The sequence below is a fragment of the Okibacterium sp. HSC-33S16 genome (genome assembly GCF_024171565.1).
Taxonomy (GTDB): Bacteria; Actinomycetota; Actinomycetes; order Actinomycetales; family Microbacteriaceae; genus Mycetocola_A.
The window spans coordinates 312337-333686 of record NZ_JALJZZ010000002.1 but is presented as its reverse complement, the minus strand read 5'-3'; the positions used below and the strand labels follow the sequence as shown (position 1 = coordinate 333686).

Sequence of the window (21350 nt, the reverse complement as noted above, 5' to 3'; positions counted from 1 at the left end):
CATCCCGAAGAATCCAGTCGACGGCCGTTCCCTCGATGGCGAGCCACGCGCCGCTGTCCATCCACGGTCCCCATCCGCCGGACGGGGCAACGCGGATCGGTTCGCCGGCCCAACGAGCCGCCAGCTGTCCCAGGGCCTCCCGGTCGACGTCGTCCTCGTAGTACAGTCCCAGATCAACGTCCGAGTCGGGCCGATGCGTGCCACGAGCCCGACTTCCGCCAAGAGCAACCGCACGAACGCCGTGTACAGCGCTCAAGTCGCGTGCCATGCGCCGGAGCTGAATACCGTCGAGCATGATCCCTGACCTCATCCATGGGCGTTCGCACCCGATCGAGAGACATCCTTAGGCGGATTAGGGCGAAGTCGCCCTTGCGCCGATCGGGTTCAGAGGCTCGGCTCCTGAACCGTCAGAGCCCAGAACTCTCAGGTGATGTCCCGCGCTTGACGTCATCATGCTTCCACTCGAGACGGTCCATATTTTCGCGATCCTCGATGCGAGGGCCCCGGGTCCGACTCATGTGGGATGCCCACCAGGCGACAAGAACCGCAGATACCGCGATCAGAGCCATCACACCAAGACTGAACCAATCCATGGCCTGCCTCCTCTACATACCCGCATCGTAAACCCGCGTGATACGCACAACAAGGGGTCCTGGCGGAGGGAGGGTCGGCGGCCACTGAGTCACTCCACCGTGGTCACAGGGAACCGAGCGCCGTAAGCGAAGCAATCCCCCACCTCATGGGTCAAGGACTCAGGCAGACGGCCCAGCATGAGCGCTCCGGCTCGACGGGGACCCCGGGCTGAGTTCGGCGAGAATCTCCGACAGAGCATCGTCTCGTGCAGAGCGCCACCCCATCCCTGCCCACAGGTGTACCGCGGTGGCGTCGCCTATGTGAGCGGCAACCTGCCGAAGCGGCCTTGTGAGATGGTGCACCGCCGGGTAACCGCTGATCGACATTGCATCATGGTCGAGGACGAACTGATTGACCAGTGCTCGCGCGGGCCGGCCTGTAAAGGCACGAGTGAGTCGTGTTTCGATATAGGCAGGGTCCGCCAGAGCGTTCTTATACAACGTTGACGCACCACTTTCAGTAGACCGGAGCGCGAGTGTGCCGACTCCGATGGCATCCGCCCCTGCCGCGAGGGTGGCTCTGACCGCCGTGGCATTATCGATGCCTCCCGCCGCTGCGAGAGGGAGCTGGGTTGTTGCACGCACCTCCCTGACAAGTTCAACGAGCGAAGTGTCGGCGGGGAGAGCGTCGCGTTTCCATATGCCAGAGTGTCCACCGGCGGCGAAGCCCTGAACCATGAGCACGTCGACCCCCGCGGCCTCGGACTCTCGCGCTTCCTCCACAGATGTCACGGTCTGCATCGTCGCAGTACCGATCTCCCGGAGCTGGTTGATGACCTCGACGTCGGGGAGCCCAAAGGTGAAGCTCACCACTGGTACGGGATTGGCTACAAGGGCGGCGATCTTTGCGTCCCAGTCATCGTCGTCTTCCCGCGGGACACCGAAACCCATGGCGTAGTCGAAACGAGCCGCGGTGGCGTGAAGGGATCGTGCATATGTGTCGTAGTCGTCGCGATCCACGAGGTGAAGGTTGGGAACGAACAAGTTCACACCGAACACGTCGGCCCCCGAGTCACGGACTTGTCGAATCTCAGCATTCATCGCATCCGCTGACTTGTATCCCGCCGCGAGCTGTGAAAAATGTCCAGCCCGCGCAGCCGCGATGACCAATTCCGGACGTGACACGCCCCCGGCCATTGGTGCCACCCACACCGGCTTGCTTCGATCGAGCGGAGCGGGGAGGCGACGTGCCGGCTCGCGAGTTTTGATGTTCATTACCTCATAATCCTCCGCCCTCACAGAAGATTGAAGTGCGTTGGGCTGCCCTTCTGGCATGGGCCGGCTCGGAGCGGAACCTTCTGGCTGATCCGGCACTGCATTGCTTCCGCGCAACGACGAGTGCCGCTCCGGGGCGGCGGCGATAACGCGGCCCCGCGAGATCTGGCGCGGCCAGCGTCTGAGAGTTTAGGCGGGCGCGAGGTCGGCGAAGCGTGAGAAGTGGCCGTGGAACGCCACGGTCACGGTTCGCGTCGGACCGTTACGGTGCTTAGCGACGATGAGGTCAGCCTCACCCGCGCGCGGGTTGTCTTTTTCGTACGCGCTCTCGCGGTGCAGAAGAATAACCATGTCGGCGTCCTGCTCGAGTGATCCCGATTCACGAAGGTCGGAAATGGCCGGCATTTTATCCGCGCGCTGCTCTGGTCCACGGTTGAGCTGGGACAGCGCGATAACCGGAACCTGAAGCTCCTTGGCGAGCAGCTTGAGCGCACGCGAGAACTCCGAAACCTCCTGCTGTCGGCTCTCGACGCGCTTACCCGAGGTCATCAGCTGCAGGTAGTCGATAACGACGAGCTTGAGTCCCACGCGCTGCTTGAGCCGCCGGCACTTCGCCCGAATCTCGACGAGCGTCATGTTGGGGCTGTCATCGATGTACAGGGGTGCATCGTTGATACGACCGCGAACCGCCGCGAGTTTGTTCCAGTCACGCTGGTCGACGTTGCCCTTACGCATGCTCTGCAGGGGCACGGATGCTTCGGCTGACAGCAAACGCATCGCAATTTCGCTTCGTCCCATTTCCAGCGAGAAGAAGATCGAGGGCTGGTTGTTGCCAATGGAGGCAGCACGAGCGAAGTCGAGCGCGAGCGTGGACTTTCCGAGCGCGGGCCGTGCGGCGACGATGATGAGCTGCCCACCGTGGAACCCGTTGGTGAGGTCGTCCATCTCGGCGAACCCGGTGGGCACACCAGCCATCTGGCCGTCCGAGCCGTTGTTCGCTTCGATCTCTTCGAAGGCCACCCCGACGGCCTCGTTCAGCGGAACGTAGTCTTCTGCCTGGGTGGATCCCGTGACGCCGTAAATCTCCGCCTGAGCGGTGTTGACGAGGTCGAGAACTTCGCCCTCACCGGCGTACCCCATCTGCACGATGCGGGTTCCGGCTTCAACCAGTCGGCGAAGCAGTGCGCGTTCGGCAACGATGGAGGCGTAGAAACCCGCGTTCGCTGCCGTGGGTACCAGGCTGGTCAGCGTGTGCAGGTAATCAGCACCGCCGGCACGGGATAGCTCACCGGTCTTGATGAGTTCATCCGTGACCGCGATGACGTCGGTCGGCTCGCCGTGAGAGTACAGCGACAGCAACGCGTCGAAGATGATCTCGTGCTTGGGGATATAGAAGTCGGCACCGCGCGTCGTCTCCACAACATCGGCGACGGCATCCTTTGAGAGGAGCATGCCACCGAGGGTCGACTGTTCTGCGAGCAGATCGTGGGGCGGGGTGCGCTCTGCGCGCTGCTCGGGCCGTTCGCCGGATGACAGCGAGTCGTTGAGACCCAGGTGAGCGATCGACACTCGTTCCTCCTTTGGCCTTTCAGCCCGTCCGGCGGGGACAGCTCATGAGTTTCATGATCAGTTTCAGCAGATCATCAACCACCGACACGGTGGGATTCACTGCTTCGCGCGCCCCGGTAAAAACCTGCGCTGCTACACCCTAGGAGCGTCTCACCGTCGGCACAAATGCGCCTGTGGATAACTCTGTGAATAAAATGCGCGAAACGCCGCAAGCCTTGTGCACAAGGTGTGTAAAGATCTGTGGAAAACAATTAAATTTTCCGACATAACGTCTATTTGACCAGGGCTTTTAGTTTCCCACAGGTGTGCACTTGAACCTGTTTAGAGTTTGTGTTGAAACTTCGACTTCTGCCGTTTACCTGTGCACAAATAGCTTGACTTTCACCCCTATAAGGGTGCCGGAATCCTTCTCAACCCCGGAAAATTCCTCATGTTTTGGACACAAAGAAGCGGCTCATTCCGGGACAGGAATGAGCCGCTTCTCGATTTACCAGAGACAGAGCCGAAACTCATGCCGGAGATGCAGGCGATGCCTACTTGGCAGCGACCACCTGGAGGGTGATTACTGCGCTGATGTCTTCACGAAGACGAACTGTCGCTTCGTGCATACCGACGGACTTGATCGGAGACGGGATCTCGATCTTGCGCTTGTCGATCTGTCCGAGGCCGGCAGCAGCGACAGCGTCAGCGACGTTGCCGGTCTTGACCGAACCGAACAGGCGGCCTTCGGCGCCAGCCTTGACGGCGAGCTTGACCTTGGTGCCTTCGAGGGATGCCTTGAGTGCCTGAGCATCTTCGAGGGTGGCAAGTTCGCGTGCAGCGCGCGCGGCCTTGATCTGCTCGACCTGCTTCTCAGCACCGCGGCTCCACGCAATGCCGAAGCCCTGCGGGATGAGGTAGTTACGTGCGTAACCGTTCTTGACCTCGATGATGTCACCAGGAGTGCCGAGACCGGTCACTTCGTGCGTGAGGATGAGTTTTGACATGTGAGTGTTCCTTACCTGCCGGAGCCGGCGTAGGGAAGAAGCGCCATCTCGCGTGCGTTCTTGACGGCACGTGCGATGAGACGCTGCTCCTGGACGGAAACACCGGTGATGCGGCGCGCGCGGATCTTTCCACGCTCGGAGATGAACTTGCGAAGGGTTGGGACATCCTTGTAGTCGATGACGCCAACGCGGATTGCCTTCGCGGGAGCGAGCGGCTTGCCGCCCTTACCACCGCGGGCAGGCTTGCGGCTTGCGCCGCTAGACTTTCCAGCCATATTGGTTCCTTAGTGTGAATATGCTCGCTCAGAACCGAAGTTCCAGCGAACGGAAATGTTTAGAAGGGGGTGTCGTCGCCGTAGGATCCGGGCGTGTTCCAGCTGTCGCCGGAGTTACCGCCCGCATTGCCTGCGTTCGAATAGCCGCCGCCACCGTTGAACGCTGCCGGAGCAGCCGGTGCGCTGGCAGCCCACGGCTCGTCCTGGACTGCTGCGGGGCCACGGCCTCCACCGCCGCCCGAGGACTGTGCGCGGGTGACCTGAGCCGTTGCGTAACGGAGCGAAGGGCCGATCTCGTCAACCTCGAGTTCCATCGAGGTGCGCTTTTCGCCTTCCTTCGTTTCGTACGACCGCTGCTTCAGACGCCCGGTAGCGATGACACGGCTACCCTTGGTGAGCGATCCGGCAACGTGCTCGGCGAATTCACGCCAAACGCTCGCGCGCAGGAACAGTGCTTCGCCGTCTTTCCACTCGTTGGCCGCGCGGTCAAAGTTGCGCGGAGTGGATGCGATGGTGAAGTTGGCAACCGCCAGCCCGTTCTGCGTGTAACGCAGCTCCGGGTCAGAGGTGAGGTTGCCCACCACGGTGATTACGGTCTCGCCAGCCATGAGGGACTAAGCGCCTTCGACGGTTGCCGACTCGGCGGCCGGCTTGGCCTTGACAGCAGCAGCCTTACGGGCTGCCTTCTCCTCGGCGCGCTTGCCTTCGGATGCAACCAGAGCGATCGCTTCCTCAGCACGGAGCACCTTGGTGCGCATGACGGCCTCGGAGAGCTTCAGCTGGCGGTCGAGCTCGACCGTTGCTTCGCTCGTCGCGGTGAAGTCGACGACGGCGTAGATGCCTTCGCTCTTCTTGTTGATTTCGTAAGCCAGGCGACGACGGCCCCAGATGTCGACCTTGTCGATGGTTCCACCATCGTTGCGGATGACATTAAGGAACTTATCGAGACTGGGAGCAACGGTGCGCTCGTCAATCTCGGGGTCGAGGATAACCATGAGTTCATACTGATGCGTCACTAACCCACCTCCTTCGGACTCGAACGGCTGCAGACGATCTGCAGCAGGAGGGTTCTAGCATCGTTGCACCGGATGGGAACAGAGTGTTCGCAGACGGGCAACCTGAGTAGCTTACCGGACGTCCGCAGTTTTACCTATTGCGGTGTGGCATCCGCTCGCCTACTCCTAGCCACCGATGGCAGCGTTCGCAGCGTCCTCTGCTTGTTTGAGGCCCACCTGGGGATCGAGGGTGCCCGTGAAGATCTGCTGGAAGATCGGCTCGAACGCCTCGAATCCCTTGCCGTAGTTGGCACCGGTCGGAGCCGAAATCGGTGAGGACTGTTCGATCACGTCGAAGAACGGGTCAACGGAGACATCCTTGCCGTCCCAGTAATCGAAGTAACGAGCCTGCGCGCTCTTCACGGCCGGAACAGCGGCGCCCGCCGTGCCGAGGTATCCGTTGCCTTTCTCCGACCCGAGCCACGTCAGCACCTCGGCGATCGCGTCTTGTTTCTCGGATGCGGCGTTGCCTGCGACGACGATGCCATTGGTGACCGATACCCGGCCGGCCGGCCCCTCGGGCATCGGAGCGACACCCCATTCAAAGTCGGCACCATCATCAATGTTCTTGAGGTTGAAGAGCCCGGATTGGAACAGCGCAAGCTTGCCGTCGATGAACGCGTCGCGGCTGAAGTCACTGTTGGTGTTGGTGTCAGCTGCGGCCGGAGCGACCTTCGCCGTGTTGATGGCGTTCACGAGGTAGGTGATTGCTTCGACGGTCTTCGGATCAGAGAACGCAAAAGCGTCACCCTTTTGGTAGACGCCGCCGTTAGAGCCGATGAACGGCAGGGTGATGGACTGGGTGTCGTTGGCCAGGTTGGTTCCATACTGAGCGATGGTGCCGTTGAACGCAGGATCCGCGGCAGAGACACCCGCGGTGTCGAGGGTCAGGCTCTTCGCGACGGCGAGGTAGGTGTCGGCTGCCGGGTCTGGCGACCAGGTGAGGTCGCCGAGCGCGTCGGGCGTGACACCGGCCGCTTCGACGAGAGCTTTGTTGTAGTAAACCGCCACACCGGCGTCATAGAGCTGCGGAACGCCCCAGAGGGTGTCGTCACGGGTGAACTGCTCAACCACGCTGGTTTCCCACGCCTCACTCGCGTCAGAGTCGAGCGCCTTGTCAATGTTGACGAGGTTGCCTGAATCGGCGTATGCACCGAAGTAGGAGTTATTGACCCAGAAGATATCGTCCATCTTCTTTTCGGCGACATCCGTGCGGAGTTTGGTCCAGTAGTCGGCCCAGTCGACAACCTTGATTTTGACGTCGATCGTCGGATTCTCCTTCTCGAACGCGTCGAGTGAGTCCTCATATGCGGCTGCCACCGTGCTGTCCCAAAGCCGGAACGTCACCGTTGTCTTCTCGTCCGACGAAGCGCCGGCTGAACAACCGGTCAGTGCGAGGGTAGAGGCGACGAGTGCAGCCGCTGTACTGAGGAAACGATGAGCCATATCGGGTCTTTCTCTTACTTGAATCCGGAGATTGCGATGGAGCGGGCGACCTGCTTTTGAGGCACCAGGAACGGCACGACAGTGGATTTCAGGGCGCACGTCGAGGCCGCCACCAGGAGAATCCGGATGTCGTTGCACTGGGAGCGGAGGCTAGCAGTTCCTTGTGAAATGGCACGTCCGTACAGCACAAAGAGCGGCTGGCTCCTGCGCTCCGTCGCTCGCTGCCCTGAGACCAGGCTCGCACCGCGCAACTCTGTTTCGGGCATCCGTCCATCTTAGGCCGAGCGAACAAAGCCGCTGCAGACGGAGAGATACTGCTGCGTCAGGTCTCGGGGATAGCGGGGTTGTTTCCCGGCGTCGCATGCGGCAGTTGCTCTTCTGCTTCGTGCGCTTCAGAAGTGATCGGGTTGCCGACGGTGGTGCGATCGACGTCCTCGTCGGTCTCATCTGCCCCCGACAGTGGGCGGCCCGTCGTGGCGTGAAGGTCATGTTCCTCGGCGAGGTGTTCCGGGTCATCGATCGGGTCGCCGGTGGTGGTGTAGTCGGCACCGCGGTCTGCGTTGACCTCGTTCGCCGATGTGAACCTCTCATCCGCGCCGTGTTCGTCGCCGGGAATGCGCGCCGTTCCGTGCTCGTTCGGGGTGTGTGAGTTCGTCATGGGAGAGAGAGTACGCGTGCGCGGGACTCGGGAACAAGGGGTTGAACGGAAAGCCCCTTGCCGGCTGGCCAGCCCCCCCGGCCGCTCAGGCCAGCCCGGCAAGGGTGTTCGGGAGCGCGGAGTCAGCTCGCGGTCAGCGTTTCCATCGGCACCGTGTCGAGGAGCGCCTTGATGCTCCCGTCGAGGGTGAGTTTCTGCGAGATCTCGACGGCCCGGGCCAGATCGGGGCCGGTGAGTGCCACATACACCGGTTCGACATGATGAACAAAGCCGATGGGCGTGCCGTTGAGCACTACCATCTCGACGTCCTTGCCGACGTGATCAAGACGAATCTCGACGTCGCGTTCCACCTTGTCGTTTTCCAGCGAGATGTGAACCTGCCACGTTGGGTGTGTCTTCTTCTTCGGAGAACTGAGCGTCGAATCGACGCGCTCGGCCGTGATGTGCATGGGATCCTCCTGACATTCGTACTCCGCTTTGAGTACGTCGTCGCTCCAAGCTAGATGTCCCGGATTTCTCCATAAAGGGCTTGACAGTGAATTCCGGCGAGTTAGTGCGGGGCCTCACCGAATGTTGCGTCGAGGGCCGCCTGCAGGTCGGCGAGGATGTCCTCCGGGTCCTCGAGCCCAATCGAGAATCGGAGGTGGCCGAACGTGCGAAACTCCTCCGGGTAGAACGCGACTCGCGGCCCGGCGTCGACTCCCCCGGCCACGTGGACGATGAGTGATTCGTCATGACCGAGCGAGACCGCAGACGTGACCACCCGAAGGTTGGCAACGAACCGGTCCTGGGTTGCGGAGTCGCCATCGACGGCAAAGGCCAGCATGCCGCCGAACCCTCGTCCCTCAAACTGCCGGACAGCAGCCTCGTGTTGTGGGTGGGTGGCGAGTCCGGGATAGGCGACAAACGCGACCCGCGGATCAGCCTGGAGGAACTGGGCGACGTGCTGCGCCGACTCCTGGTGCTGGCGCAGGCGCAGCGGCAGAGTCACCGAACCACGCATAATCAGCCACGCGTTGAAAGGTGAGATGACGCCGCCGACGTCCACCATGGCATCCGCTTTGATTCTTCGAATCAGGTCTCCGCGTCCGATCACAGCGCCTCCCATCGCGTCGCCGTGTCCGTTGATGTACTTCGTGAGCGAATGCACGACGAGGTCGGCACCATGCTCGAGCGGTCGGAACAGTGGCGGCGGCGTGAAGGTGGAATCAACACTGAGAAGGGCACCCGCCTCATGGGCGATGTCCGAGACCGCCGCAATGTCGGTCACCTTGGTGGTCGGATTGCCGATCACCTCGACATGGACGAGAGCCGTCTCCGGGCGGATCGCCGAACGAACCGCGTCGAGATCGGCGGAGTCGACGAAGGTGGCGGTGATTCCATACTTCTCGGGAAGCAGCTCGGCGAAGAGCCGGTAGATGGCTTCATAGGTGACGTCGCCAACCACAACATGGTCGCCGGACTTCAACAAGGTGAAGAACACGGCGTGCAGTGCAGCAACGCCACTCGCCAGCGCGACGGCCTCGTCACCGTGTTCAAGGGCAGCCAGCTTGCGTTCGAGGCCTAACTGGTTGGCACCGGAGTTGCGGGTATACAGCGGGACGTCGGTTCCCGACCAACTGATCGTTGAGGCGTCTTCAGGCAATGCGTAAGAGTTGGCCATCACGATGGGAGTACGGATGGCGCCCGATCCGGCGTCGATCTCGTTGCCAGCGTGCACAGCCTGGCTCGCAAACGCGAGGGAGGCAGTGTCGTGTTTGTCGGGTCGGCGCGAGTCAGTCATGTGCTCAGGCTATTGCGCACCCCGCGCCGGTTTCAGGATTGTGACGAACGGAGACCCGCGGGAGTCAGGCTGACTGACGCTCGGCCCACCAGGCGAGCAGTCGCCGCTCAGCTTCATCCTCGCCGATCGGTCCTTCGTCGAGGCGCAGTTCAAGCAGCCACTTGTACGCCTCACCAACGTCACGGCCCGGCGAGATACCGAGAATGCGCTGGATCGCGTTGCCATCGAGCTCGGGGCGCACCGCTTCGAGTTCTTCCCGTTCGCGGAGCTCCGCGATGCGTGCTTCGAGGTCGTCGTAGGCGAAGCCCAGCCGGTCAGCTTTGCGCCGGTTGCGTGTGGTCACGTCGGCGCGGGTGAGAATGTGTAACCGCTCAAGCAGGTGGCCGGCGTCGCGCACGTACCGGCGCACGGCCGAGTCTGTCCAGGCGCCGTCGGTGTAACCGAAGAACCGCAGGTGCAGTTCGATCAGTCGAGCGACATCTTTGACGGTGTCGTTGTCGTAGCGCAGCGCGGTCAGCCGCTTCTTCGCCAGCTTCGAGCCGACCATGTCGTGGTGATAGAAACTCACCGCCCCTCCGGGCTCGAGTCGTCGCGTGGCCGGCTTCCCAATGTCATGGAGGATGGCGGCGAGCCGCAGGGTGAGGTCCGGGGCTTCACCGGGGTGTCGCGACTTCTCGTAACCGATGGCCTGCTCGAGCACCGTCAACGAGTGCTGGTAGACGTCTTTGTGGTGGTGGTGTTCGTCGATTTCGAGGCGCAGGGCCGGGATCTCCGGAATGACCAATGCAGCAAGGCCACTGTCGACGAGCAGCTCAATGCCGCCGCGAGGCTCATCGGTGAGGAGCAACTTAGACAACTCCACCTGAACGCGCTCTGCCGACACGATAGCGATGCTGTCGGCCATGTCGGACATCGCCTGCGCTGTGGCGTCGTCCACGACAAAACCGAGCTGCGATGTGAATCGTGCGGCCCGCAGCATCCGCAGTGGGTCATCCCCGAAGCTCACTTCGGGTGCGCTCGGGGTGCGGAGAGTACGCCGGAGTAAATCTTCGACGCCACCGTAAGGGTCGACGAGAACAATCTCGGGAACGCGCAAAGCCATCGCGTTGACCGTGAAATCACGGCGACGGAGGTCATCTTCGAGGTTGTCGCCGAATGCGACGACCGGCTTTCGCGTCACACCGTCATAGGCATCGGCACGGTAGGTGGTCACTTCGACCGTCTCGGTCAGCCCACCGGCGGTTACCCGGGCGCCGATGGTGCCGAACTCACGTCCAATGTCCCACTGGGCGTCCGAGACGGACTTGATGACGGCGAGGATCTGATCCGGCAACGCGTTGGTTGTGAAGTCGAGGTCGGTTACCTCGCGCCCCAGCATTGCGTCGCGCACGGGCCCGCCAACGAGCGCCAGTTCAAACCCTGCGTTTGCGAACGCTGTCGCCACTCGAGAGACGACCGGCGAAGCGGCCAATGCCGACAGTCGCTCCAACGATTCAGCCATGCTCACCATGGGGTACATCGTATCCGGGCCGCAGCGAGGCCCGTGCGGATGAGCGAGGCACAGACGTCGAGCAACGCGCAATCGGTGTTCAGGCTGCCCCGCAAGAACACTGATTGCGCGTTGCTCCTCCTCAGTCTCACCGTGAGGAAGCCTCAGTGCACTAGGGGGCATCCCTAGTCGTGCGGGCGTTCCCTTTTCCGGCTGTCGGAAGGTTTGCCTGCCCATCGATCAATGCACGGATGCCTCGACGCGACGTGAGATGAAGCTTGGCGAGGACATTTCCCATGTGGTATTCCACACCCTTGACCGTGACGAAGAGTCGCTGGGCAACCTCTCGATTGGTGAGGCCTTGAGCGGCCAAATGGGCCACTTCACGTTCCCGCACACTCAGCGCGCTCAAGGGGTCACGGCTTGCCGGGGAGCCCGGAGAAAGCGGTCGGGTTGCCTCGTCCAGAAGCTCTGTCCACCAGTTAGCGCCAATTTGCGCGCGCGGATGTTCGGTTGAGAGGGCGTCCTGGGCGATGCGCGCGACTGTCGCGTAGTCTCCCTCGGCCCGGGCGCTCACTGCGTCGACGAGGAGGAGAAGCGTCGGGTCAACCGGCGGCCTGCTCCGTGTCGCCTCGGCGAGGTGCGACTCGGCGACGGCCTTCTGGCCACGTGCCGCCGGAACCAGTGCAGCGACCGCTTGGGACAACCCATACGTCCCTGACCCCCCGAAGTCGTCGGCGAGAGCGACGGCGATCGCCGCTGTCGTTGCCGATTCGTCCCAGCGTCCTTGCCGGAAATGAGCGAGGGCGAGTTCAATTCTTCCGTACGGAGCGATGGACGGGCGCATGATGTCTGCAAGGGAGATGCCATGATCCAGATCCGCGATTGCCTCGTCGAGCCGTCCCTGCTGACGCCGAATGGCGCCCCGCGTCACCAACATGACGGCGTGCTGCGGCGTGAACCCGGTCTGGGCGGCCCGATCCAGAAGCCCGGAAATCTCGAGGTCGACATCGAGGTCGCCCGCTGACTTCCACCGCGCCATGGTGCGCCAGGTCACGGCGGTGCCGGCGAGCTCCGTCAAGTCGACCACGCCGAGTGCAGCGGGATCGTATCCTGGGTCAGAACGCACCTTTGCGATCTCCGCTATCGCGGTTTCGCTTGCCCGAGTGACGACGTCAAACCGACGCGCTTCGATTTCGAGAGTGGCGAGTGCCTCATTGGCGAGAGCGACCATCGCTCGCCCCCACACGTCCTCTGGTTTCGTGGTCGCGGCACGCGTCAGTGTTACTCGCGCCAAATCGACGTCGTCACCGGCAAGTGCCGCGCAGCCCATCAGCAAATCACGTTCTACACCGGCGGGAAGATTGGCGAACTCGGGGATGGCGCCAACGAGAAGCCCCAGTCGTCGCGTGGTGATCGCCGAGAGCCCTGCCACCACCAGTCTCCTCTGCTGTTCAACGGGAGAACTTGAGAGCGACGCTGCCCACATCGAGTAACGCACTGCCCGCTCCGCTTCGTGGTGCCACAGCGCTTCCTGGGCTTCGCGGTCCAGCTCCTCAGCCAGCGCATTATCGGGGCCGAACGCCCCGTGTACGCGGTGCCGAAGCTGCCGATCCCCGCTGACGACCTGCGCGACGGCGCGGTGCAGTTCCCGGCGCTGGCGCACCGGAAGCTCCGCCAAGACGGCGTCCCTGATGCGGTGGTGATGCAGTCGAAGCTCGATCTGTCCGCCACTGTCTTCGGTGTCGATCAGGCGAGAGCGGACAGCCTCGTCGATGGCGTCCTCAACAGCATCCGTTCCCAACAGTCGCGCGGCAGCAGCGCTCAGAAGATGGAGGGGTACCCGGTCATCGATAACGGCCGCCAGGTGGATGACGGTGCGGGCCGATTCGGTGAGCCGCTCCATCGATTCCGCCATGATCGAGTCGAACCCCGGGGCGAGCGGGAGTACACCGTCGCCCATGCGTCGCTCCAGCTCGACCACAGGATCGGGAGTCGCTGCAACGTACTCGAGGATCGCGCGAAGGTGCAGTGCATTGCCGTCGGTTGCCGCAACCAAGCGTTGCGCGGCGTGGCGACGAAGCCGACGACCAAATCGAGAAGCGGCGAGCTCGTTCACGTCTTCGGCTGAGAGCCCGCCGACCTCCAGCCGGACACCGCGTTCACCATCAACGACGAGTCGACGAATGTGCGACAGGAAGTCGGTCGACGTGGGTCTGGCGGCGATGAGGATGAGCAGGCGGTCGTGGAGTGACCGTCGACCGGCGAACCACAGGGCCCGAGCGGACTGCTCATCGACCCACTGCGCGTCGTCAATCGCGATGATTGTCGCACCTTCGCTGGCATCGACTAGGGCAAGCAACTCGGCACCGACCGCGAGAGTTGGCGCGGCCGGGTCGACCCCGTTTGCGAGAACCGGACTGAGAAGCGACTGGTCGAACGGGGCCAACAGCTGGTTGAGCACTCCGTAAGGCAGCGACCGTTCATAAGCGTCGGCGGTCGCGAGGTTCCGGGGCCAGTCCGGCAGTTGGTCGAGCGCCCGGTGAAGGAGAGCGGTTTTGCCGAAACCCGACTCCCCCTCAATCAGGACAAATTGAGCCTTGTGGTCCTCAACCGCCATCGCGGCGTCGGCTATGGCGGCCAGCTGCCGGGCTCGGCCATAGAGAACCGAGGAATGCGGGGCAGCCGCATGGGGAAGCGGCTCGTTCATCATGGGACTCTCACCGTAAGCGAGAGAGTGATTCATGGCTAGCCCTTGTACGGGGTGGCGTCGACACACAACGACATCTGTCTGATTGGGTCGTCACGATACTCGGCGTCAGCCCACCGGATACCAGCGACCACCCTCGCGGACCGTGATCGCCCACGCCACTGGTTCAGCGAGCGCGCTGGTGCGGGCGACAACCTGCCCTCCAATGGCGAGCGCGATCTCATCGTCATCCTCGGCGAACCGCACGGTGATCCGGGCCGCGCCGCGGACGACAGAGACGTCTGAGGCTTCAACAGTGGCGAACTCCGCCGCCGCTTCCGCAGCCGCCGGCAGGACCTCGTCGGGTTTTACCCCCGGGGCGAGCCGGCCGATGGTGATGGTGACGCGGTAGGAGGGCATGCCGCCAGCGTATGCGGAGCCGGCGAACGAATACAGTTGACCGGTGTCTTCTCCTGTTTCACCCACGTCCAGCGCCCGGTCCGGTGCACCACTGTCACCCTCGGTGCTCACCACGCTCCGGAATCCGAGGGCGCTGAGCGTCGAAGTACTCGCCGGAATCGTGACGACGCTCGCACTCATTCCCGAAGTGATCTCCTTCTCGGTAATCGCCGGGGTGGACCCCAAAGTGAGCCTCGTGGCATCCGTTGTTCTTGCAATTTCGATGTCCTTCCTCGGCGGTCGTCCCGCAATGATCACCGCTGCAGCGGGCGCTGTCGCACTCGTTGTCGCCCCGCTCGTCAAGGAGCACGGCGTCGAATACCTGCTGCCCGCCGTCGTTCTGGCGGGGCTAATCCAGGTGTTGTTCGGCGTCACCGGGCTCGCCCGCTTGATGCGATTCATCCCCCGGTCGGTGATGATCGGATTCGTCAACGCACTCGGCATCCTCATCTTTACGGCTCAGGTTCCGCACCTGCTCGGAGTGCCATGGCTGGTGTACCCGCTGTTCGCGCTCACGCTTCTCATCGTGCTCGTTCTGCCGAAGCTCACCAAGGCCGTTCCCGCGCCGCTCGTCGCAATCGTCGTGGTCACGGCGATCACGATGATCGCTCACCTCACCGTTCCGAACGTCGGCGATCAGGGCGATGTGGCTGGCGGGCTGCCGGGCATCACCCAGCTGCTGGTGCCGCTCAACCTCGACACCCTCGCGATCATCTGGCCCACCGCGCTGAGCGTCGCGTTCGTTGGCCTCATGGAAACCCTGCTCACGGCGAAGCTGGTCGACGACATCACCGAAACCCGATCGGCGAAGAACCGCGAGTCGTGGGCGCTCGGACTCGCGAATATCCTCGCCGGCTTTTACGGCGGCATCGCCGGCTGCGCCATGATCGGCCAGACCGTCGTCAACGTGAAGCTCGGGCGTGCCCGCACCCGCATCTCCACCTTTGTCGCTGGCGCGGTGCTCCTCCTCCTCGTCACCATCCTGAGCGACGTGATGGAGCAGATTCCGATGGTGGCCCTCGCCGCCGTCATGATGGTCGTCGCGGTCACGACCGTCAATTGGCACAGCGTCACCCCATCAACCCTGAAGCGGATGCCTGTGCCCGAGACGGTCGTGATGGTGACGACGGTCGTCGTGGTTGTTGTCACCCACAACCTCGCGGTGGGTGTGGCGGCCGGCGCCGTTCTGGCCATGGTGCTCTTCGCGCGCCGCGTCGCCCACGTCGTGCGGGTTGACCGCATTCTGTCGGAAGACGGCACGCAGGTTCGGTACGACGTGAACGGTCCACTGTTCTTCGGTTCGAGCAATGACCTGGTCGAGCAGTTCTCGTACAGCCTTGATCCCAAGGATGTTGTGGTCGACTTTAGTTCGTCGCAGATCTGGGATGCGTCAACGGTGGCGGTGCTGGACTCGGTCGAAGAGAAGTATGCCGCCCACAAGGCGACCGTGCGTTTCGAGGGTCTCGATGATCGCTCGTCGACTTTCCACCGGAAACTCACTGGCCGACTGTGATCGGAACGGCTGCTGAACTTACACCGATTGCGGCGGTTTGGAAAGGCTGTGGGTCCATTCGGCACCGGTGAGTAACGTCGGGGTCAGTTCACGGAAAGGACTCCCCATGACTGATCAGCACCCCACCGAAAACGGCAACGACACACTTCCGCCCCTGGCCGATCAGGGTCAGCGTGACGGAAGCTACGAAGAGGCGAAGAACTCCGGCGCCGCCGACCAGTCGTCACTGGAGACGGCTCCTGAGGACGGCACGACGGTGAGTGACGCGACCAGCCCCTCGGACCGGTCCGTTGACGGAGCGGACGATAAAAACGGAACGGCGCCATCCGGGCAGACCGGCAACTACAGCGAGGCCGGATCCGACGCGATCGACGAGACGGTACCGGTTCAGGACTGAGGCGCTGCTGGTTAGGCCTGCTCGACGTCGGTGAAGTGCTTGATGTGCCGGGCAGAGGGCAGACTCACCGGTGATTCTGGGTCGGCTGGTTCTGTCCGCCGCAACGGAATCGCGACCAGCGCGATGATCAACAGGATGATTGCGGCGCTCATCGAGAAGGGTGGCAGAGCGGTGAGGAAGGTGACGACCGGGCCGTGGAAGACAGCGAGAACTGACCCGCTCAGGTCGGTGAGCGATGCGTTCCAACTGTCCGGGCGAATCATGTTCTGTACCGCGATACTCTCACCGGAGACGTCGGCAACCTGACCGACGGCGACGGCGTCAGGCGACGTGCTCCGGACGGCGACCGTGTCGCCCACCTCGGGCACCCCGGCGTGAGGTGCGATCACAGCGACGGACGGAGCAGCTTCACTCGTGGCACCGGCAACCAGGACGGCCCGTTGCCCGGTCATGAGCGACCACAGCGACGGCAGGATGAGCAGCATCAACAGCGCCACAATTGCAATTCGTCTGGCGACAATTCCTGCGTACAGGACGGGTTCGACGGTTCGCGTGTCAGGCCGGGCAGGCCGAACGTTCGTTTTCAAGACCGTCGGGATAGGTCTGACATTCACTTGGGGTCCCCTCGTGCCAAGCTCCGTCGGGTACGGAACAACGCCGGGCATCCGTAAGTATGTCGGCAATAGTCGGTTCCGACCCTAGGGGTCCGCCCTAGGCTTCGGCGCCAGAGACCGTCCACGCGTGGCGAACCAGCCCATCCGACGCCGTCGAGTGACAATGGACGTGTGATCCGCAAACACGTGATTGTGCACGGAACCGTTCAGGGTGTCGGGTTCCGCTATTGGACTCGAGCAGAGGCGAAGCGTCTCGGTGTCAGCGGCTGGGTGCGCAATCGCCTCGACGGAACGGTGGAAGCGGAGCTGGAGGGCAAGGATGCCGACGTCGACGCGTTAATGGACTGGCTGCGACACGGCCCGGACTATGCCGCCGTCTCCGGTGTCGACGCGCAGAATATTGATCCGCAAGGCGAGACCGAGTTCGTCGTCCTCTAACCGGTCCGGTCCGCCGTCGCCCTCCTGACAAACGAACCGTAGCGGCGTAGCATCCCTGTCACCACCGAGCGAACGGGAGAACGTCCATGAACACCACGTCCCAGATGATGCAGATGCACGAGAAAGACATGCCGATGGACGGCATGAATATGACGATGATGCAGGAGTGCATTGAGGCCTGCGCCGCGTGCGAGCAAGCCTGCACGATGTGCGCCGCAACCATGCCGGGTGAGAGCATGGCGACGTGCATGAACATGTGCCAAAACACCGCCGACATGTGCAACACCATGATGCGGATGATGCTGCGTCCCGCTGGCATGCACAGGGAGAGCATGATGGCCGCACTTCAGGCCACCATGACCATGTGTGCGGCGTGCGCCGACGAGTGCATGACACATTCCGACATGCACGAGGACTGTGCCATGTGTGCCGAAGTCTGCCGTCAGTGCGCCATGGCCTGCCAGAAGATGATGGACTCGATGTCAGGGGCGATGCCCGCGAGCTAACCGGGCCCGTTCAAGCCAGGCTGAGTTCCGGCAGCGTCGGTGCGACGAGCACGTTAATCCGACGCGATCCGATCACCAACGTGGCGTAGAGCGAGTGCAGCGCCACCGGGGTGCCCGGTTTCGCCTCGCTCGACAGGTTTGTGTGGTTCCAGACCCAGCGAGTTTCTCCGGAGTCGATTAGTGCGATCCGGATCCAGCCGTTCGCCGACGCCTGCTCGACGATGCCGTCGATCCATTTGCTCGGGGTCGCGGCAACCACTCGAACCTGCAGCGCGCGCAATCCGTGGCCAGCCGTCGTCTTGTCACAGCCGTTCGCGGAGCACAGCATCATTTTGTGCACTCCGAGGTGAAGATTCGACATCCTGTCCTCCTTTCCGAGCGGCCGGGATCGGCGATGCCATCCACGGTAATTCGCGAAGCGGATGCCGTCATCCGGCACCGTCACACTCCGACACACTGTCCAGACCGTCTTAGACTCGCCTCATGTCTCGAGTGGTGGCCGTTCTTCCCTTGGCCCCGTTGACCGTCGGCGACAGCTTTCTGGTCAGCGCGTGGCCGTTGCATATCACCGTTGTTCCCCCATTCGCCACCGAGGCCTCGGTCCCGCAACTGGCCGCCGCGCTAGACGCCGCCATCGGCGATGAACCCGAGTTCACCGTCGTCGCTACGGGAGACGACCTGTTTGGCCGACGTCATAACATCCCGGTGACGCTCATCGCCGAGAACAGGCGACTCATCGCACTGCGTGCACGCCTGATTCGTGCCATGCGACCGTTGGCGTCTCACGCCGACGACCGTGCGTTCTCGGGTCCTGAGTTCCGGCCTCACGTCACCGTGAAAGGGGCTAACCGCGTGCAGGAGGGCGACGAACTGCACCTGCGCCAGATCGCCCTTGTCGATATGGCGCCACGACAGTCACCCACCGGACGCACCGTCCTCGCGGCGATCCCGCTCGGTCGAACGGACTAGTTGTCGGTACTTTCGGCCGATTCTGCCGCGTCGCCGAGGAACACCCGCTTGTATTTGCGCCCGTCCGCCAGCTCGACGGTCTCAGCGCGAATCGATCCGCGGCTGACGCGCAAATAGATCGCCTGAGCGGTGACGCCGAGCTGTGTGGCGGCCTCCGACACGGAGAGCCCGGGAAGATCGGTCGGCACGCTGCTCGGCCGCGCGGCCCGCTTGCGGCCGGCCTCGTGCCGTTCCGCGATTTCCTGGTCGCTGCCGAGCCACCGCCACTTAGCCGCGGAAGGCTTGAGCCCGGCCGCATCTGCAACGCTCTCCCAGCTGGCCCCGCTATCGATCGCCTCCCGCACGGCCGTCAGCGTTGCGGCGTCCTTCTCCAGTTCTGCACTAAGCGAGCGGATGTCACGAAGCCGGCTGAGAGCATCCGGTGCGGTTGTCGCATTGTCACCATCGGTGACGCGGTCGAGGGCCGCCCGGGACGCTGGCGAGAGATAGGACACGGCTCCAGAATACTGGCCGCATCGGCCCCCTGACCGGATTGACTGCCGAGCGCAACCCCTTGAGCCTCGGGGTCAATCACCGACAGGGTGGAAGCATCCACTTAGACGTCAGGAGCTAATTTATGAGTCCCCGGTTCATCTTCATTCTCGCCCTCGCGTTCGGTGCCTATGTACTCGGTGCCAAGGCCGGTCGACCGCGTTACGAGCAGATCCGGCAGAGCGTCACGTCGTTCTGGGACGACCCGCAGGTCAAGAAGACGCGCAAGAAGATCGGTAAGAAGGCCGCACGGTCCGAGGTTCAGCTCGCGAAGAAGTTGAAGCAGCGCAAGCGCTAAGCGAGTAGACCTGTATTCACCGTTCATAATTTCGGAGGTAACACATGAGTGACCCCAACAAAGACGAGGTACCGACGCCGGCGGAGGTCTTCGCGAATTCCGACGTGGCTGATGCCCCCGACACGAACGACACGTCGTCAACCGGCGACGCCCCGGCCGACGCCGATGTGAGTTCCGACTCTGAATCGGGCTCTGAGTCAGGCTCCGCGTCGCAGATTGAGTTTGAGAAGCCGGACGACTCGGAGGTCGATGAGGAGAAATCGACCATCGATCAGCCTGACGTCGACTCCGCGGCCGATCACGCGCACTCCGCGATCGACGATGCACCGGTCGACGCACCGTCGCTCAAGGACGCCGCCCATGACGCCGTCGACCGCGGTGCAGAGGCTGTGAAGCCTCTCGCGGAGAACGACGACGTGGCCGAGACCGCCCAGAAGGCAGCGCAGGCCGCATCCGCCGTGGCCGCGAGCATGTCGGAGAAGGTCGAGAAGGCCGCATCGATCGCCCAGGAGAAGGCCGGACACGCAGCTGATGCGTCGCGGGAAGCGATCGACGCTGCCCGTGAGGCGACGCAAGCGGCTATGACCGACCTGCGCAAGAACTACGGACAGCGCCCCGGAACGGTCGTCGCGGTTGTCACACTGGCCGTCCTCGGCACAGTGGCACTTCTCGTGAAGCTCTTCCGGCGCTAACGTTCACTGCTCACGATGGCCCCGGGCGTTCTCGCTCGGGGCCATCGTCGTGGGGCGGCTCAGCCGGCGTACGCCAGAACCGGCCGCCCGGGAACGTCGACTCGGGTGCGGAAAACCGCCCCGGCCTCCGGTTCCGGATCGTCGAGGTTCTCGCGAGACGTCGTGATGAAGAGATCGCGCCCGTCCGCTCCGCCCAGCGTGCAGGCGGTGACAAGCCGAACGGGAAGATCGAGTTCGGTGAGGATCGTTGCGTCTGGCGCATAGAGCCGAACCCGGCCCACCGAGTTCAGGGCAACCCAAACATTTCCCTCCGAGTCGACGCAGAGCCCATCGGGGCTACCATCGTCGCCGTCGGCAAACGGCCGTCGGTTGACGAGCTGGTTCTCGACCACGTCGAACACGTCAGTACGTCCGGTGGCTGTGTCGTTGTAGTACGCCCTCCTGCCGTCCGGGGAGAAGTCGATACCGTTGGACACCGTCACGTGGGCCAGGGTCGTGCTCACCTGACCGGCCGCATCGATGCGATAGAGCGACGCGGCGCCCTCGGTTTGCTCGTAGCCCATCGACCCGGCGTAGAGAGTACCGTCGGGACCGCAACCACCCTCGTTCATGCGCACAGCGGGGTCTGTCCACAGCTCGCGCTGTGTGGTGGGCAGTTCGTGAACGTCGTCGGCTAATCCGATGCCGCGCTCAAGCCCGACGACGTAGCCGCCGCGTTGTCGGGGCCGGACGAACGCCGCGACGGTGCCCACATGCATCCGCTTGACATCGCCGTCGGAATCGACGGACAGAATGTCCCCCGCCAGCATGTCGACGAAACGCAGGCCGCCCCAGGTCTCTGACCAGACGGGACCCTCACCGTGGTAGGTGACCGGGTCAGTGAACTGTTCCACCGCCGCCATGCCTAGTACTTCTCGTTGGGGATCAGGATCCACAGGACGATGTACGCGATGATCTGCGGGCCGGGGAGGAGGAAACTCAACACCGTCAGCACCCTGACCAGGGTCGCTGAGATTCCAAATCGATTGGCGACTGCCGCGCAAACACCGGCGATGACCCGGCCGCGACGAGGACGAATGAGATTCATGTGCCCAGCCTGACACCGGCGGCTCGGTCGCACAATCGGGGTTCCACCT

At 63.1% G+C, this 21350-nt stretch carries 26 protein-coding genes and 1 pseudogene; 7 read left to right on the top strand and 20 right to left on the bottom strand.

Annotation, left to right across the window (positions count from 1 at the left end; all coding sequences use genetic code 11):
* Positions 1 to 166: 166 nt before the first annotated feature.
* From L1277_RS06705 to L1277_RS06635, 15 genes and pseudogenes are all read right to left on the bottom strand, one after another.
* Positions 167 to 268: pseudogene (locus tag L1277_RS06705) on the bottom strand (nucleotidyltransferase domain-containing protein); the annotation flags it as partial.
* 484 nt (positions 269 to 752) lie between these two features.
* Positions 753 to 1847 carry a nitronate monooxygenase gene (locus L1277_RS06700; RefSeq protein WP_253375591.1) on the bottom strand — a complete coding sequence of 365 codons (1095 nt, stop codon included), beginning with the start codon at positions 1845 to 1847 and terminating at the stop codon, positions 753 to 755.
* 189 nt (positions 1848 to 2036) lie between these two features.
* Positions 2037 to 3416 (bottom strand): replicative DNA helicase, encoded by a 1380-nt coding sequence (gene dnaB, locus L1277_RS06695; RefSeq protein WP_253375590.1) that lies wholly within the window; start codon positions 3414 to 3416, stop codon positions 2037 to 2039.
* Positions 3417 to 3949: 533 nt separating this feature from the next.
* A complete protein-coding gene (gene rplI / locus L1277_RS06690; RefSeq protein WP_253375589.1) occupies positions 3950 to 4402 on the bottom strand; it encodes a 50S ribosomal protein L9 in 453 nt (150 codons plus the stop codon).
* Between the two features lie 11 nt (positions 4403 to 4413).
* Positions 4414 to 4677 (bottom strand): 30S ribosomal protein S18, encoded by a 264-nt coding sequence (rpsR, locus tag L1277_RS06685; protein ID WP_108392326.1) that lies wholly within the window; start codon positions 4675 to 4677, stop codon positions 4414 to 4416.
* 59 nt (positions 4678 to 4736) lie between these two features.
* The gene (locus tag L1277_RS06680) at positions 4737 to 5285 is read right to left on the bottom strand and encodes a single-stranded DNA-binding protein (RefSeq protein ID WP_253375588.1); all 549 of its coding nucleotides are present in this window, start codon (positions 5283 to 5285) and stop codon (positions 4737 to 4739) included.
* A gap of 6 nt (positions 5286 to 5291) precedes the next feature.
* Positions 5292 to 5693, bottom strand: a complete 402-nt coding sequence (gene rpsF, locus L1277_RS06675) for a 30S ribosomal protein S6 (protein ID WP_253375587.1) — start codon at positions 5691 to 5693, stop codon at positions 5292 to 5294.
* Between the two features lie 165 nt (positions 5694 to 5858).
* On the bottom strand, positions 5859 to 7178 hold the full coding sequence (locus L1277_RS06670) for a sugar ABC transporter substrate-binding protein (protein WP_253375586.1): 1320 nt from the start codon (positions 7176 to 7178) through the stop codon (positions 5859 to 5861).
* Positions 7179 to 7192: 14 nt separating this feature from the next.
* Positions 7193 to 7444: a hypothetical protein gene (locus tag L1277_RS06665; RefSeq protein WP_253375585.1), complete on the bottom strand. Its 252-nt coding sequence runs from the start codon at positions 7442 to 7444 to the stop codon at positions 7193 to 7195.
* A 56-nt stretch (positions 7445 to 7500) separates the two neighbouring features.
* Positions 7501 to 7836, bottom strand: coding sequence for a hypothetical protein (locus L1277_RS06660; RefSeq protein WP_253375584.1), 336 nt, complete (start codon positions 7834 to 7836; stop codon positions 7501 to 7503).
* Positions 7837 to 7958: 122 nt separating this feature from the next.
* Positions 7959 to 8285 carry a hypothetical protein gene (locus tag L1277_RS06655; RefSeq protein ID WP_253375583.1) on the bottom strand — a complete coding sequence of 109 codons (327 nt, stop codon included), beginning with the start codon at positions 8283 to 8285 and terminating at the stop codon, positions 7959 to 7961.
* Positions 8286 to 8386: 101 nt separating this feature from the next.
* Positions 8387 to 9619, bottom strand: a complete 1233-nt coding sequence (locus tag L1277_RS06650) for a PLP-dependent aspartate aminotransferase family protein (protein WP_253375582.1) — start codon at positions 9617 to 9619, stop codon at positions 8387 to 8389.
* Between the two features lie 64 nt (positions 9620 to 9683).
* A complete protein-coding gene (locus L1277_RS06645) occupies positions 9684 to 11129 on the bottom strand; it encodes a CCA tRNA nucleotidyltransferase (RefSeq protein WP_253375581.1) in 1446 nt (481 codons plus the stop codon).
* 151 nt (positions 11130 to 11280) lie between these two features.
* Positions 11281 to 13854, bottom strand: coding sequence for an AAA family ATPase (locus tag L1277_RS06640; RefSeq protein WP_253375580.1), 2574 nt, complete (start codon positions 13852 to 13854; stop codon positions 11281 to 11283).
* A 72-nt stretch (positions 13855 to 13926) separates the two neighbouring features.
* Positions 13927 to 14217 (bottom strand): hypothetical protein, encoded by a 291-nt coding sequence (locus L1277_RS06635; RefSeq protein WP_253375579.1) that lies wholly within the window; start codon positions 14215 to 14217, stop codon positions 13927 to 13929.
* A gap of 43 nt (positions 14218 to 14260) precedes the next feature.
* Here L1277_RS06635 and L1277_RS06630 point away from each other — a divergent pair, with 43 nt between their 5' ends.
* Both L1277_RS06630 and L1277_RS06625 read left to right on the top strand, forming a co-directional pair.
* Positions 14261 to 15769: a SulP family inorganic anion transporter gene (locus L1277_RS06630; RefSeq protein WP_253375578.1), complete on the top strand. Its 1509-nt coding sequence runs from the start codon at positions 14261 to 14263 to the stop codon at positions 15767 to 15769.
* A gap of 106 nt (positions 15770 to 15875) precedes the next feature.
* Positions 15876 to 16166 (top strand): hypothetical protein, encoded by a 291-nt coding sequence (locus L1277_RS06625; RefSeq protein WP_253375577.1) that lies wholly within the window; start codon positions 15876 to 15878, stop codon positions 16164 to 16166.
* Positions 16167 to 16177: 11 nt separating this feature from the next.
* Here L1277_RS06625 and L1277_RS06620 read toward each other — a convergent pair whose 3' ends face one another.
* A complete protein-coding gene (locus tag L1277_RS06620) occupies positions 16178 to 16753 on the bottom strand; it encodes a hypothetical protein (protein WP_253375576.1) in 576 nt (191 codons plus the stop codon).
* A gap of 198 nt (positions 16754 to 16951) precedes the next feature.
* Here L1277_RS06620 and L1277_RS06615 point away from each other — a divergent pair, with 198 nt between their 5' ends.
* Entirely contained in the window at positions 16952 to 17218 is a 267-nt protein-coding gene (locus tag L1277_RS06615) for an acylphosphatase (RefSeq protein WP_253375575.1), read from the top strand.
* Positions 17219 to 17304: 86 nt separating this feature from the next.
* On the top strand, positions 17305 to 17724 hold the full coding sequence (locus L1277_RS06610) for a hypothetical protein (RefSeq protein WP_253375574.1): 420 nt from the start codon (positions 17305 to 17307) through the stop codon (positions 17722 to 17724).
* 10 nt (positions 17725 to 17734) lie between these two features.
* Here the strand turns inward: L1277_RS06610 and L1277_RS06605 are convergent, their stop codons facing one another.
* The gene (locus L1277_RS06605) at positions 17735 to 18085 is read right to left on the bottom strand and encodes a hypothetical protein (RefSeq protein WP_253375573.1); all 351 of its coding nucleotides are present in this window, start codon (positions 18083 to 18085) and stop codon (positions 17735 to 17737) included.
* Between the two features lie 122 nt (positions 18086 to 18207).
* On the opposite strand from L1277_RS06605, the gene L1277_RS06600 reads away from it, so the two are divergent.
* Complete coding sequence (locus tag L1277_RS06600; RefSeq protein WP_253375572.1) at positions 18208 to 18693, top strand: 2'-5' RNA ligase family protein; 486 nt, start codon at positions 18208 to 18210, stop codon at positions 18691 to 18693.
* Here the strand turns inward: L1277_RS06600 and L1277_RS06595 are convergent.
* Entirely contained in the window at positions 18690 to 19187 is a 498-nt protein-coding gene (locus L1277_RS06595; protein WP_253375571.1) for a hypothetical protein, read from the bottom strand. The two genes, L1277_RS06600 and L1277_RS06595, sit on opposite strands and share 4 nt — an antisense overlap.
* A gap of 122 nt (positions 19188 to 19309) precedes the next feature.
* On the opposite strand from L1277_RS06595, the gene L1277_RS06590 reads away from it, so the two are divergent.
* Together L1277_RS06590 and L1277_RS06585 are read left to right on the top strand one after the other, a co-directional pair.
* Positions 19310 to 19522: a hypothetical protein gene (locus L1277_RS06590; protein WP_253375570.1), complete on the top strand. Its 213-nt coding sequence runs from the start codon at positions 19310 to 19312 to the stop codon at positions 19520 to 19522.
* A 44-nt stretch (positions 19523 to 19566) separates the two neighbouring features.
* Complete coding sequence (locus L1277_RS06585; RefSeq protein ID WP_253375569.1) at positions 19567 to 20214, top strand: hypothetical protein; 648 nt, start codon at positions 19567 to 19569, stop codon at positions 20212 to 20214.
* Between the two features lie 59 nt (positions 20215 to 20273).
* Here L1277_RS06585 and L1277_RS06580 read toward each other — a convergent pair whose 3' ends face one another.
* The gene (locus tag L1277_RS06580; RefSeq protein WP_253375568.1) at positions 20274 to 21116 is read right to left on the bottom strand and encodes an SMP-30/gluconolactonase/LRE family protein; all 843 of its coding nucleotides are present in this window, start codon (positions 21114 to 21116) and stop codon (positions 20274 to 20276) included.
* Positions 21117 to 21118: 2 nt separating this feature from the next.
* Positions 21119 to 21301, bottom strand: a complete 183-nt coding sequence (locus L1277_RS06575; RefSeq protein ID WP_253375567.1) for a PspC domain-containing protein — start codon at positions 21299 to 21301, stop codon at positions 21119 to 21121.
* Positions 21302 to 21350: the final 49 nt, after the last annotated feature.